General features: G+C 61.2%; 10 protein-coding genes. 3 read left to right on the top strand and 7 right to left on the bottom strand.

Annotation, left to right across the window (positions count from 1 at the left end; genetic code table 11):
• Positions 1-65 precede the first annotated feature (65 nt).
• Complete coding sequence (locus AC6CWS_RS24405) at positions 66-794, bottom strand: MerR family transcriptional regulator (protein WP_065884070.1); 729 nt, start codon at positions 792-794, stop codon at positions 66-68.
• A 116-nt stretch (positions 795-910) separates the two neighbouring features.
• Here AC6CWS_RS24405 and AC6CWS_RS24400 point away from each other — a divergent pair, with 116 nt between their 5' ends.
• Positions 911-1444: a lipocalin family protein gene (locus AC6CWS_RS24400; protein WP_002887259.1), complete on the top strand. Its 534-nt coding sequence runs from the start codon at positions 911-913 to the stop codon at positions 1442-1444.
• A gap of 9 nt (positions 1445-1453) precedes the next feature.
• Here the strand turns inward: AC6CWS_RS24400 and AC6CWS_RS24395 are convergent, their stop codons facing one another.
• The 5 genes from AC6CWS_RS24395 to AC6CWS_RS24375 form a co-directional block, all read right to left on the bottom strand.
• Positions 1454-1801 (bottom strand): DUF1294 domain-containing protein, encoded by a 348-nt coding sequence (locus tag AC6CWS_RS24395; RefSeq protein WP_065806274.1) that lies wholly within the window; start codon positions 1799-1801, stop codon positions 1454-1456.
• Positions 1802-1873: 72 nt separating this feature from the next.
• Positions 1874-5023: a CusA/CzcA family heavy metal efflux RND transporter gene (locus AC6CWS_RS24390; RefSeq protein ID WP_065884066.1), complete on the bottom strand. Its 3150-nt coding sequence runs from the start codon at positions 5021-5023 to the stop codon at positions 1874-1876.
• Between the two features lie 11 nt (positions 5024-5034).
• Positions 5035-6297: an efflux RND transporter periplasmic adaptor subunit gene (locus tag AC6CWS_RS24385; protein WP_065884063.1), complete on the bottom strand. Its 1263-nt coding sequence runs from the start codon at positions 6295-6297 to the stop codon at positions 5035-5037.
• 44 nt (positions 6298-6341) lie between these two features.
• Positions 6342-6686 (bottom strand): cation efflux system protein CusF, encoded by a 345-nt coding sequence (gene cusF / locus AC6CWS_RS24380; protein ID WP_023291814.1) that lies wholly within the window; start codon positions 6684-6686, stop codon positions 6342-6344.
• 17 nt (positions 6687-6703) lie between these two features.
• The gene (locus AC6CWS_RS24375; protein ID WP_065884061.1) at positions 6704-8089 is read right to left on the bottom strand and encodes an efflux transporter outer membrane subunit; all 1386 of its coding nucleotides are present in this window, start codon (positions 8087-8089) and stop codon (positions 6704-6706) included.
• A 172-nt stretch (positions 8090-8261) separates the two neighbouring features.
• Between AC6CWS_RS24375 and cusR the strand changes: the two genes are divergently transcribed.
• Both cusR and AC6CWS_RS24365 read left to right on the top strand, forming a co-directional pair.
• A complete protein-coding gene (gene cusR / locus AC6CWS_RS24370; RefSeq protein ID WP_004206716.1) occupies positions 8262-8945 on the top strand; it encodes a copper response regulator transcription factor CusR in 684 nt (227 codons plus the stop codon).
• Positions 8935-10377: a Cu(+)/Ag(+) sensor histidine kinase gene (locus AC6CWS_RS24365; protein ID WP_065884059.1), complete on the top strand. Its 1443-nt coding sequence runs from the start codon at positions 8935-8937 to the stop codon at positions 10375-10377. Before cusR ends, AC6CWS_RS24365 begins: the two co-directional genes overlap by 11 nt.
• 53 nt (positions 10378-10430) lie before the next feature.
• On the opposite strand, the gene AC6CWS_RS24360 is transcribed toward AC6CWS_RS24365, so the two are convergent.
• A complete protein-coding gene (locus AC6CWS_RS24360) occupies positions 10431-11552 on the bottom strand; it encodes a ribosomal protein uL16 3-hydroxylase (RefSeq protein WP_023291817.1) in 1122 nt (373 codons plus the stop codon).
• Positions 11553-11974 lie beyond the last annotated feature (422 nt).

Genomic DNA, 11974 nt, shown 5'->3' with positions numbered 1-11974 from the left:
AACGTGCGCCCGCCGCGCCGCCGGGCGCAGGCGGGACAGAGAGTGGGGGAAGTGAAAACCGGGGGTTAGAGCGGGATCACCTCGAGGGAGACGACCTGCTGCTGCCAGAGTTCGACCTGCCTCTGACGAGCGGTGGTGAGTTTGCCGCTGGTGACCAGCAGCCAGTTGCGCTGGGGGAAAATCTCCGGCGCCAGGGCGGCGGGAGGCACCGGCAGGACGTCGATGCGATGGCCCTGGCCGGTGCGTTTGAGCGCTTCAAGCCAGATTTCGCAGGCGTCGGTCAGGTGCCAGCCGGTGATCAGAAAGTTGTCCCCGGGCGCCTTCTTGTCGCCTTCGAGGCAAAACGAGGTGTAGGCGATGATGATGCCGTCGAGGATTTCGCGCAGGGTCATGATGGCCGGCACGTTGGCGGAGACCTGGCTGCGCAGCGGACGCAGCACCTCGGTCACCAGCTCCTGGCGCGGATATTCGCGGCCGGCATCGTAGATCAGCTGGCGCAGGGACTCGATTTTTCCCTCTTTCAGCCGCTGCAGCATGGTCTCCTGCAGCGTCAGCCAGTTGTTGGTGCGCCGCGCGCCGGGGCGCGACAGTAGGGGCTTCACCTGGCTGACCGGCACCCCTTTTTTCACCCAGTCGAGGATTTTAAGCGCCTGCTGGACGTCGTCATCGCTGTACAGACGGTGTCCACCATCGGTGCGCAGCGGCTTGAGCAGGCCATAGCGGCGCTGCCAGGCGCGAAGCGTGGTCGCATTTATCCCGCAGAGTCGGGCAAATTCGCCGATGGAGTAAGGCATGGAGGCCACCTGTTAACAAAGAATATTCTCAATATACTACGAATCACGTCGGCTGGCGTGAAGTGTAGCGGCTTTGCACTACACTTTCCCCAACCGCGTAAATGAAAGGAGTTCTCATGAAGCTATGGCCTGTTGTCACTGGCGTCGCTATCGCGTTGACCCTGGTGGCCTGCAAATCGCCCACCCCGCCGAAGGGCGTTCAGCCGATTAGCGGGTTTGACGCCAGCCGTTACCTCGGGAAATGGTATGAAGTCGCCCGCCTGGAGAATCGCTTCGAGCGAGGCCTGGAGCAGGTGACCGCCACCTACGGCGCCCGCAGCGACGGGGGGATCAGCGTCGTCAATCGCGGTTATGACCCGGTCAAAAAACGCTGGAATGAGAGCGACGGGAAAGCCTATTTCACCGGCGCCCCCACCACCGCGGCGCTGAAGGTGTCGTTCTTCGGGCCGTTCTACGGCGGCTATAACGTGATCCGTCTGGACGACGACTACCAGTATGCGCTGGTCAGCGGCCCCAACCGCGACTATCTGTGGATCCTGTCGCGTACCCCCACCATTCCGGCGGCGGTGAAGCAGGATTACCTGAATACCGCGCGCGAACTGGGCTTTGACGTCGATCGACTGGTGTGGATCCGCCAGACGCCGCGCTAGCCTCGCCCCTTAGCGACTGAGCATGCCAGAGTAAACCGCATACAGCCCGGCCAGCGCCGCCACGTTCAGCGCCACGCTGATGAAAAACCACGTCCGGAAGGGCTGCTTTTGCGTTTTATGACGAAAACACTGCTGGCCGAGGATCGCCCCCGGCCAGCCTCCCGCCAGGCCGAGCACCAGCAGCGTGGTTTCCGGCACCCGTCGCCAGGCTTTGCGCGCCGCCAGCTTGTCGGCGCCATAGATAAGCCATGTCAGAAGGCTGCTCAGTAAAAACCACATCGCCAGCGGGTAGGGGAGCAGGGCGCTGCCCGCAGCGGTGAGCAGCAGCAGGGAATAACATACCAGGTTCAGATTCATAGGGACGTTCACGCCGGCCAGAAGAATGGCGCCACTATAGCCAATTTCCCGGACCGGCGTAAACGCGGCGGGTTATTCGCTACGCTTGCCCCGATGCCGGGACAGCCACATCAGCTTATACGCCGCCGGAATGATAAACAGCGACAGCAGCGGGGCGGTGATCATCCCGCCAATCATCGGCGCGGCGATGCGGCTCATCACCTCCGACCCGGCGCCGGTGCCCCACAAAATCGGCAGCAGGCCGGCAATAATCACCGCCACGGTCATCGCCTTCGGCCGCACGCGCAGTACTGCCCCCTGATACAGCGCCTCGTCGAGCTTCCCGGCGCTGAAGGTCTGCGGGTTCTCCAGCGCCGGCTCCGCCTCGATGGCGTGGCGCAGGTACATCAGCATCACCACGCCAAACTCCGCGGCCACGCCGGCCAGGGCGATAAAGCCGGTTCCGGTGGCCACCGACAGATGGAAGCCCATCCAGTAGAGGAACCAGATCCCGCCCACAAGGGCGAACGGCACGCTGGCGATGATCAGCAGCGCCTCGCCGACGCGGCGGAACGCCAGGTACAGCAGCACAAAGATAATCATCAGCGTCATCGGCACCATCAGCTTCAGCTTCTGATTGGCGCGCTCCAGCAGCTCAAACTGCCCGGAATACGATACGCTGATGCCCGGCTTCAGCTTCACCTCCTTGCCGATGGCCTGCTGCAGATCGTGCACCACTGACACCATGTCGCGGTCGCGGGCGTCGATGTAGATCCAGCTGGTGGGGCGGGCGTTCTCGGTCTTCAGCATCGATGGCCCGCTGACCACCTTCACCTCGGCGACGTCGCCGAGGACGATCTGCTGCTTCAGCGGGGTGAGGATCGGCAGCTGGCGCAGGGTCTGCGGGCTATCGCGGTAGCTCTGCGGATAGCGGATGTTGATCGGATAGCGCTCGACCCCCTCCACCGTTTCGCCGACCATCGCCCCGCCGATAGCGGACGAGACGAACAGCTGCACGTCGCCGACGGTCATCCCGTAGCGGGCCGCCTTCTCACGCTGAATATCAATGTCGAGGTAGCGCCCGCCCACCAGCCGCTCGGCTAACGCCGAGGTCACGCCCGGCACGCTGCGCGCCACCCCCTCAATTTGCCCGGCGATGGCGTCGATATCGGCCAGGTTAGTGCCGGAAACTTTAATGCCGATCGGGCTCTTGATGCCAGTGGAGAGCATGTCGATGCGGTTGCGGATCGGCGGCACCCACAGGTTCGCCAGCCCCGGCAGGCGCACGGTCTTGTCCAGTTCGTCGACGATCTTCTCCATGGTCATCCCCGGCCTCCATTGATCCTGCGGTTTAAGCTGAATGGTGGTCTCCACCATCTCCAGCGGCGCTGAGTCGGTAGCGGTGTCTGCCTTACCCGTTTTGCCGAACACCCGCGCCACCTCCGGCACTGTCATGATCAGCTTGTCGGTCTTCTGCAGCATATCCGCCGCCTGCGCGGCGGAGATCCCGGGCAGTGTTGACGGCATATACAGCAGATCGCCCTCGTTGATCTGCGGCAGAAACTCGCCGCCGACCCGGTTAAGCGGCCAGACAACCGTCAGGATCGACAGGAGCGCGATCAGCAGGGTGGTCTTCGGCCAGTGCAGGACCTTCAGCAGCAGCGGATGGTAAATGCGGATCAAAAAGCGGTTCAGCGGGTTGCTGCTCTCCGCCGGGATCCTGCCGCGGATCCAGAAGCCCATCAGGATCGGGATCACCATGATCGCCAGCAGCGCCGCTCCGGCCATCGACCAGGTTTTGGTGAAGGCCAGCGGACCGAACAGTTTGCCCTCCTGGCCTTCGAGGGTGAAAATGGGGATAAACGACAGGGTGATGATCAGCAGGCTGATAAACAGCGCCGGGCCAACCTCCACCGAGGCATCGGTAATGATTTTCCAGCGCCTGTCGTTGCCGAGCTTCTCTCCCGGATGCTGATGCGTCCACTCCTCCAGCCGCTTGTGGGCGTTCTCAATCATCACGATGGCGGCATCGACCATCGCCCCCACCGCAATGGCGATCCCGCCCAGCGACATGATGTTGGCGTTGAGCCCCTGGAAATGCATCATGATAAAGGCGAAGCACAGGCCGAGCGGCAGGGAGATAATCGCCACCAGCGCCGAGCGCACGTGCCACAGGAACAGGGCGCAGACCAGGGCGACGACGATAAACTCTTCCAGCAGCTTGTGGCTGAGGTTATCGATGGCGCGGTCGATAAGCTGGCTGCGGTCGTAGGTGGTGACCACTTCAACCCCTTCCGGCAGGCTGCTTTGCAGCGACGCCAGTTTTTCTTTGACCGCCGAGATCGCTTCCCGGGCGTTCTTGCCGGAGCGCAGGATCACCACGCCGCCGGCCACTTCGCCTTCGCCGTTCAGTTCGGCAATGCCGCGGCGCATCTCCGGGCCGACCTGCACCCGCGCGACGTCGCCGAGATAGACCGGCACGCCGTTATCGCCGGTTTTCAGTACAATGTTTTTGAAGTCGTCGAGGGTCTGCAGATAGCCGCTGGCGCGCACCATATATTCGGCTTCCGCCAGTTCGACCGAAGAGCCGCCCGCCTCCTGGTTAGAGGCGTCCAGCGCCGATTTCACCTCGCCGAGGCTGATGCCGTACTGGGTCAGCTTCATCGGGTCGACAACTATCTGGTACTCCTTGACCACGCCGCCCACCGACGCCACTTCCGAGACGTTAGGAATGGTTTTCAGCTCATATTTTAAGAACCAGTCCTGCAGGGAGCGTAGTTCGGCGAGATCGTGCTCGCCGCTGCGGTCGACCAGCGCGTACTCGAAGACCCAGCCGACGCCGGTGGCGTCCGGGCCCATTTCGGCGCTGACCCCGGCGGGCAGTTTGCCCTGCACCTGGTTGAGATACTCCAGCACCCGCGAGCGCGCCCAGTAAGGGTCGGTGCCGTCTTCAAAAATCACATACACATAAGAGTCGCCAAACTGCGAGAAGCCGCGCACCGTTCTGGCGCCGGGCACCGACAGCATGGTGGTGGTTAGCGGCCAGGTGACCTGGTTTTCGACAATCTGCGGCGCCTGACCCGGATAGCTGGTTTTGACGATCACCTGTACGTCGGAGAGATCCGGCAGGGCGTCCACCGGGGTGTGGACGATGGTCCAGGTCCCCCAGAGGCTGAGAAACAGCGCGCCCATCATCACCAGGAAGCGGTTGGCCACCGAGCGGCGGATAATCCATTCAATCATTGTTCCGTTCCTCAGTGCGCGTGGGCGGCAGCGGCAGCAGGGGCCTGCGCGCGCATGCGCTCCAGCGCGCCGGCGATATTGGCTTCCGAGTCGATCAGGAACAGGCCGCTGGCGACCACCTTCTCGCCCTCCTTCAGCCCGCTGCGAATGGCCGTGACGCCATTGGATTCATGGAAAACCTGGACCTGCTTCGGCACGAAGCGGCCCTCGTTATCCATGGTGATCACCCGCTGCTCGCTGCCGCTGTCGATCAGCGCTTTGGAGGGGATCAGCAGCATCGGTTCGCTGTCACTGGTTAGCTGCAGATAGGCGTTCATCCCCGGCTTCAGCGCTTCATCCGGGTTGTTCACCTGCAGGCGTAGCTGCAGGGTGCGGGTGGCGCTATCGACGCTGGGGAGAATCGTCCATTTGCTGATGCGGAAGGTTTTGTCCGGCCAGGCGGGAACCTGAATGCGGAACTGCGAGGCGTCTTTAATCAGCCAGGCGATGGACTCGGGGACCGCCACGCTGACCCACACCGGGTCCATGCCCTGAATTTTCGCCACCACGTTATCTTTGGCGATGTTCATTCCGGCGCGCAGATCGAAGGCGGTGATCACCCCGTCGATGGGCGCCTTGAGGGTGAAGCGGGTCTGGATCTTGCGCGTGGCTTTCAGGCGGCGGATATCGTCGTCCGGCATTCCGGCGAGACGCAGCCGCTCGAGGATCCCCTCGACCTGGGTGGCGGTGCCGCCGGTCTCCTGCAATAGCAGGTATTCGCTCTGCGCTTCCACCCAGTCCGGGATGGTCAGTTCCAGCAGCGGCGTACCTTGTTGCACTTTGTCGCCGACGGTCAGGGGATAGACTTTATTGATAAAGCCCGCCGCCCGCGCCTGCATAATCACGTACTGGTACTCGTTGTAGCTGATGTTGGCCGGGAAGGTCTGGGCGTAGCGCAGCGGCCCGCGGGTGACGGCGGCGGTTTTCACCCCGAGATTCTGGGTCTGCGTCGGGTCGATACGCACCCCCGGCGCACCGGCGGCGGCACTCTCCTCATCGGCGTATTTCGGCACCAGGTCCATATCCATAAACGGCGATTTACCCGGTTTATCAAAGCGGGTGTTCGGGTACATCGGGTCGTACCAGAACAGCACTTTTCGCTGCTGCTCGGCCGCCGGGGCGGCGGCGGCGTCGAGGGGCGGCGCCATCCGGGTATACAGCGCTGCGGTGAGCGCGCCGCCGATCGCCATGCTGCCGAGGAGCAGCGCCGTGTTTTTCAGTGTCAGGGATGCCATGTGTCGTCCATTCAGTTGTTGAGGAGCCTACCGTCGCCGGGCCATTAGTGGGCGCGGATATCCTGTAACAGCGACAGATTGCCCTGCTGAACGAAGGTGAAGTCCACGCTGTCGCCGTCCTTCACATTGTTGAGCTGGGTCTGCGGGGTGATGGTGAAGCGCATGGTCATCGGCGGCCAGTTCACCGCCGGGATGGCTTCGTGGGCAATGGTGATTTTTTTGCTATCCATATCAATGGCTTTAATGACCCCTTTGCCGCTGATGCTTTGCGTCTGCGCGGCGGCGGGCTGTTCGTGCATCGCCATGCCGGCGTGCGGGTCGGCGGCCTGGGCGGCGAACACCGCGCCAGAAATCAGAGTGAACAGGGCGACTTTAGACAGTGAATTCATAATCAAGACTCCTCGGGTTATTCCATCCAGCCGCCGCCGAGGGCGGTGAACAGGGTGATTTCATTTGCCTGACGGGAATAGTTGAGTTCCAGCAGGGTTTGTCGGGTGGTGAAAATGTCGCGCTGGGCGCTCAGCACTTCGATGTAGCTGACCGCGCCGTGGCGATAGAGCGCGGTGGCGCGCTGCAGGGTGATATTGAGTGAAGCGAGATAGCGCTCCTGGGCGGCGATCTGATCGGCCAGGCTTTGGCGCAGGGCCAGCGCGTCGGCCACTTCCTTAAAAGCGGACTGAATTTTTTGCTCGTAGTTGACCACCTGCTGCTGCTGGCGGATCTCCGCCAGATCGAGGTTGGCCTGATTGCGCCCGGCGTTGAAAATCGGTATGTCGATTTTGGGGATGAAGTTCCACATCGCGCTGCCGGCGTTAAACAGGCTGGCGAGCTCGCTGCTGCTGCCGGAGAGCGAGCTGGTCAGGGTGATCGACGGGAAGAAGGCCGCCCGCGCGGCGCCGATGTTGGCGTTGGCCGCCCGCAGGCTGTGTTCGGCCGCTAAAATATCCGGCCGCTGCAGCAGGATCGCTGAAGAGAGCGACGGCGGCAGGGTTACGCCTTGCAGGTCGACGGCGCTGCTGGCGCTATCGTCCGGCAGATGTTGATAACTACCGAGCAACAGTTGCAGAGCGTTATTAGCCTGCGCCAGCTGGCCCTGCCGCCTGGCGATCTCGGCGCGGGTGCTCTCGATCATCCCCCGCGCCTGCTCCAGCGCCAGGACGGTGGTGCTGCCGGTCAGCAGCTGTTTTTCAACGAACGCGTAAGACTGCTGATAGTTTTGCAGGGTGTCGTTGGCCACCTGCAGCTGCGCTGCCGCCAGCCGCTGGTTGAAGTAGCTTTGTGAAACGTTAGCAATCAGCAGGATATGCACTGCGCGCCGTGCCTCTTCGCTGGCGAAGAAGTTCTCCCGGTCGGCCTCGCTGAGGTTTTTCAGCCGGCCAAAGAAGTCGAGGTCATAGTTGAGATTCAGCCCGGCGGCGTAATCGCTGTTGGTGGTGGTGTCGCCTTTAAGCTTGCCGCCGTAGGTGGTGCTACCGTCACCGTTCAATTGCGGGTAGCGGTCGGCATCGGTCACTCGATACTGGGCACGGGCTTCCTGCACTTTCAGCGTCGCCATCCGCAGATCGCGGTTGTTGGTCAGCGCGGTGCCTATCAGGCTTTTCACCTGCGGGTCGACGAAAAAGGTTCGCCAGCCGGTCTCCTGATAGCTCGCGGTTGCGGGAACCAGCTTGTTCTGGCTGAGAGAGAACTGCTGCGGTACCGGCGCGGCGGGGCGCTGGTAGTCCGGAGCGAGCGAGACACAGCCGGTTAAGGCGAGTATCACGCTGAGGGTAAGAAGCGTTATTGGGCGCATGGCGGCAGACGTTTTCGACGATTTATCCATGGCGGCTACTTTACGTAGCGGCCTCTGTTCAGGACGTGACAGGAAAATGACAAAGCTGTCATTTTCCTGATATTTCATTGCTATCCGGAGGCGCTCCTCTAAAATTGAATACCCGCACAGAACGCGCGTGAAGGAGCCGGCGGTGAAGATTTTGATTGTCGAAGATGAGAAGAAAACCGGGGAGTACCTGACCAAAGGGCTCACCGAGGCTGGCTTCGTCGTCGACCTGGCCGATAACGGCCTTAACGGCTATCACCTGGCGATGACCGGCGACTATGATCTGCTGATCCTCGACATCATGCTGCCGGACGTGAACGGCTGGGATATCGTGCGCATGCTGCGCGCCGCCGGGAAAGGCATGCCGATCCTGCTGCTTACCGCGTTGGGCACCATTGAGCATCGGGTGAAGGGGCTGGAGCTGGGCGCCGACGACTATCTGGTGAAGCCGTTCGCCTTTGCGGAACTGCTGGCGCGGGTGCGGACGCTGCTGCGTCGCGGGGCGGCGGTCATTGTCGAAAGCCAGTTTCAGGCGGCGGATCTCAGCGTCGATCTGGTCAGCCGTAAGGTGACGCGCGGCGCCACCCGCATCACCCTGACCAGCAAGGAGTTCACTCTGCTGGAGTTCTTCCTGCGCCATCAGGGCGAAGTGCTGCCGCGTTCGCTGATTGCCTCGCAGGTGTGGGATATGAATTTCGACAGCGATACCAACGCGATAGATGTGGCGGTGAAGCGGCTGCGCGCCAAAATCGATAACGACTTCGAGCCGAAACTGATCCAGACTGTGCGCGGCGTCGGCTATATGCTTGAGGTGCCGGATGGTCGCTAAGCGCCCCTTTTCCCTGGCCACCCGGCTGAGTTTCTTTATTAGCCTCGCCACCATCATCGCCTTCTTTGCCTTCACCTGGATCATGATCCATTCGGTGAAGGCGCATTTTGAAGAGCGCGACGTTCACGATCTCAGGCAGCTCAGCACCACCCTGGAGACGGTCCTCGACCACGCTGACTACCCGCCGGCGCGGCGGCTGGAGATCGTGAAGAATATCATTGCGGGCTACGCCAACGTCTTTATCTGCCTGGACGATGGGCAGGGCAATATTCTGTTCCAGTCGCCCAACGGACCGGATCTCAGCCATATGCTGAGTACGCCAGGCCTGGCGATGCAGCTGCGCGACGGGAATGTGATTTCATGGACCGACCCGCAGCCGCGGGCAATGACGCACGATAATCATCAAATGGAGACCCGTGCCTGGCGGCTGATCATGCTGCCGCTGGGCAAGCAGGCGGATGGCAAGCCGGCGTACCATCTGCTGATGGCCTTATCCATCGATTTTCACCTGCACTATATTAATGAGCTGAAAGCGAAGCTGATTTCCGCCGCGTCGATAATCAGCCTGCTGATCATCGCCATCGTGCTGTTTGTGGTCTATCAGGGGCATAAGCCTATCCGCCAGATCAGCCGGCAGATCCAGAATATTACCTCGCGGGATCTCGACGTGCGCCTCGACCCGCAGGCGGTGCCTATCGAACTGGAGCGGCTGGCGCTGTCCTTTAACCATATGCTGGAGCGAATGGAGGATGTCTTTACCCGCCAGTCGAACTTCTCCGCCGATATCGCCCATGAGATCCGCACGCCGATCACCAACCTGGTGACGCAAACCGAAATCGCCTTAAGCCAGAGCCGCAGCCAGCAGGAGCTGGAAGAGGTGCTCTACTCCAATCTCGAAGAGTTCTCGCGCATGTCGCGGATGGTCAGCGATATGCTGTTCCTCGCCCAGGCCGATAACAACCAGCTAATCCCCGAACAGCGGGAACTGGATCTGGCTGAGGAGGTGCATAAGGTGTTTGAGTTTTTCGAGGCGTGGGCGGAAGAGAAGGCGGTAGCGCTGCGCTTTGACGGCAGCCCCTGCCGGGTGACGGGCGATCCGCTGATGCTGCGGCGGGCGATCAGTAACTTGCTGTCGAACGCGATCCGCTACACCCCGGCTGGCCAGGCGGTGACGATCGCGCTGAGCGAAAGCGCGGAGACGATCCGCCTGGTGGTGGAGAACCCCGGTACGCCGATTGCCGCCGAACATCTGCCGCGGCTGTTTGACCGTTTCTATCGCGTCGACCCCTCGCGCCAGCGCAAAGGGGAGGGCAGCGGCATCGGCCTGGCGATTGTGAAATCCATCGTCAGCGCCCACCACGGCAGCGTGGCGGCGCAGTCCGATCTGCGCTCGACGCGGTTTATTGTGGTGCTGCCGAAACAGGCGCAATAACGGCTGATAGCCAGCGGGCAGCGCCAGGCGGCTGCCCGTAATCGTACCGCGGCTTACTCTTCGAAGTACCAGTAGCCCTGATTAATCAGGCGCGTCAGTTCGCTCACAAAAGCCGGGTTTTGCAGGCCGCTGCCGAGCTCCTCCTGGCCTAATGAGGTATAGCGGCACAATGCATCCAGCGCTTCGGCATCGGTGGTGTCCAGCTGTTCGCTATGCACGAAGAAGCTATCGCCGATATGCAGAACGCGCAGGCCGCTCAGGCGAGAAAGTTTTTCGCCGCCCAGCAGCGCATCGACGACTTCCTCTTCTTCATACGGTGGTTCCGCCGGCGCAATATCCAGCTCGTGACGCGGGGTGGTGACGAAACTGCCGAACCACTGCTTGAAGTCTTCCGGCTGGCGAATCATGTCGATCATCATGCCGCGCAGACGTTCGAGTTCATACTCTTCAACCCGGCCCGGATGCTCGCGGCAGGTGAGGTCCGGATCGCTATAGTGCTCGCCGCCGAGATCGTTCTCCAGCACATAGTCGGCGAAGCTGCTGATCAGGTCGCGCCCGTTTGGCCCGCGGAAACCCACGGAGTAGTTCAGCGCGGTTTCGTGGGTGATACCATCGTGCGGAAATCCCGGCGGAATATAGAGGATATCGCCCGGCTGCAGATCCTCATCAATAATCGGCGGGAACGGGTCGACGTGCAGCAGCGCGGGATGCGGGCAGAACTGACGCATCGGCAGCTTATCGCCCACGCGCCAGCGGCGGCTGCCCATGCCCTGAATAATAAAGACGTCATACTGATCGATATGGGGGCCGACGCCGCCGCCGGGGACGGAGAAGGAGATCATCAGGTCGTCCAGACGCCAGTCCGGCAGTACGCGGAACGGTCGCACCAGCTCGGCGGCCGGCATATGCCAGTGGTTTACCGCCTGGGCCAGCAGCGACCAGCCGGTCTCGCCCAGGCCATCGAAATGTTCAAAAGGTCCATTGCTGGCCTGCCATTTACCGTTGGCCAGACTGACCAGCCGGCTGTCGACTTCCGGCTCCATGGCTAACCCGGCCAGCTCGTCCGGGGTAATCGGGTCGACGAAGTCCGGAAACGCGTTTTTTAAAACCACCGGCTGCTTTTGCCAGTATTTCTCTAAAAACTCGGGCCAGTTAATGTTGAGTTGATAAGCCATCGATTATTACCAGTAAGAAGAAACGGGCCTGATTATAGAAACGGGGGCTGGGCGGGCGCTTTGTCGTGGGTCAAGAGTGGCGCTTAATTCACCATCGGCGCGATAATGGCGTTGGGTAAGAGAGAAAAATCACATTTTTGCCAAAAACCAATTTTCGAGTTAGCTACGCTGCAGGCCGCATGAACACTGGGATGGCGGCTTTAATGGTAGGAAGAGGAATAAGCGAAAAGTTCAAATAATGAGCGGTCGATAAGATTTTTCTATTTTAACCCTTGCTACTTCCGGCGAACTCCCTATAATGCGCTCCCACTGACACGGCAGATGTGAATCACTTCACACAAACAGCCGGTTCGGTTGAAGAGAAAAATCCTGAAAAACGGGTTGACTCTGAAAGAGGAAAGCGTAATATACGCCACCTCGCG

Source organism: Klebsiella sp. M041, assembly GCF_059759695.1.
The sequence above is the reverse complement of the archived record's forward strand: the minus strand, read 5'-3'. Positions and strand labels throughout refer to the sequence as shown.

Excerpts from the sequence above, each read along its gene's own strand:
- AC6CWS_RS24405 (WP_065884070.1), bottom strand. The coding sequence starts at position 794 with ATGCCTTACTCCATCGGCGAATTTGCCCGACTCTGCGGGATAAATGCG.
- AC6CWS_RS24400 (WP_002887259.1), top strand. The coding sequence starts at position 911 with ATGAAGCTATGGCCTGTTGTCACTGGCGTCGCTATCGCGTTGACCCTG.
- AC6CWS_RS24395 (WP_065806274.1), bottom strand. The coding sequence starts at position 1,801 with ATGAATCTGAACCTGGTATGTTATTCCCTGCTGCTGCTCACCGCTGCG.
- AC6CWS_RS24390 (WP_065884066.1), bottom strand. The coding sequence starts at position 5,023 with ATGATTGAATGGATTATCCGCCGCTCGGTGGCCAACCGCTTCCTGGTG.
- AC6CWS_RS24385 (WP_065884063.1), bottom strand. The coding sequence starts at position 6,297 with ATGGCATCCCTGACACTGAAAAACACGGCGCTGCTCCTCGGCAGCATG.
- cusF (WP_023291814.1), bottom strand. The coding sequence starts at position 6,686 with ATGAATTCACTGTCTAAAGTCGCCCTGTTCACTCTGATTTCTGGCGCG.
- AC6CWS_RS24375 (WP_065884061.1), bottom strand. The coding sequence starts at position 8,089 with ATGCGCCCAATAACGCTTCTTACCCTCAGCGTGATACTCGCCTTAACC.
- AC6CWS_RS24365 (WP_065884059.1), top strand. The coding sequence starts at position 8,935 with ATGGTCGCTAAGCGCCCCTTTTCCCTGGCCACCCGGCTGAGTTTCTTT.
- AC6CWS_RS24360 (WP_023291817.1), bottom strand. The coding sequence starts at position 11,552 with ATGGCTTATCAACTCAACATTAACTGGCCCGAGTTTTTAGAGAAATAC.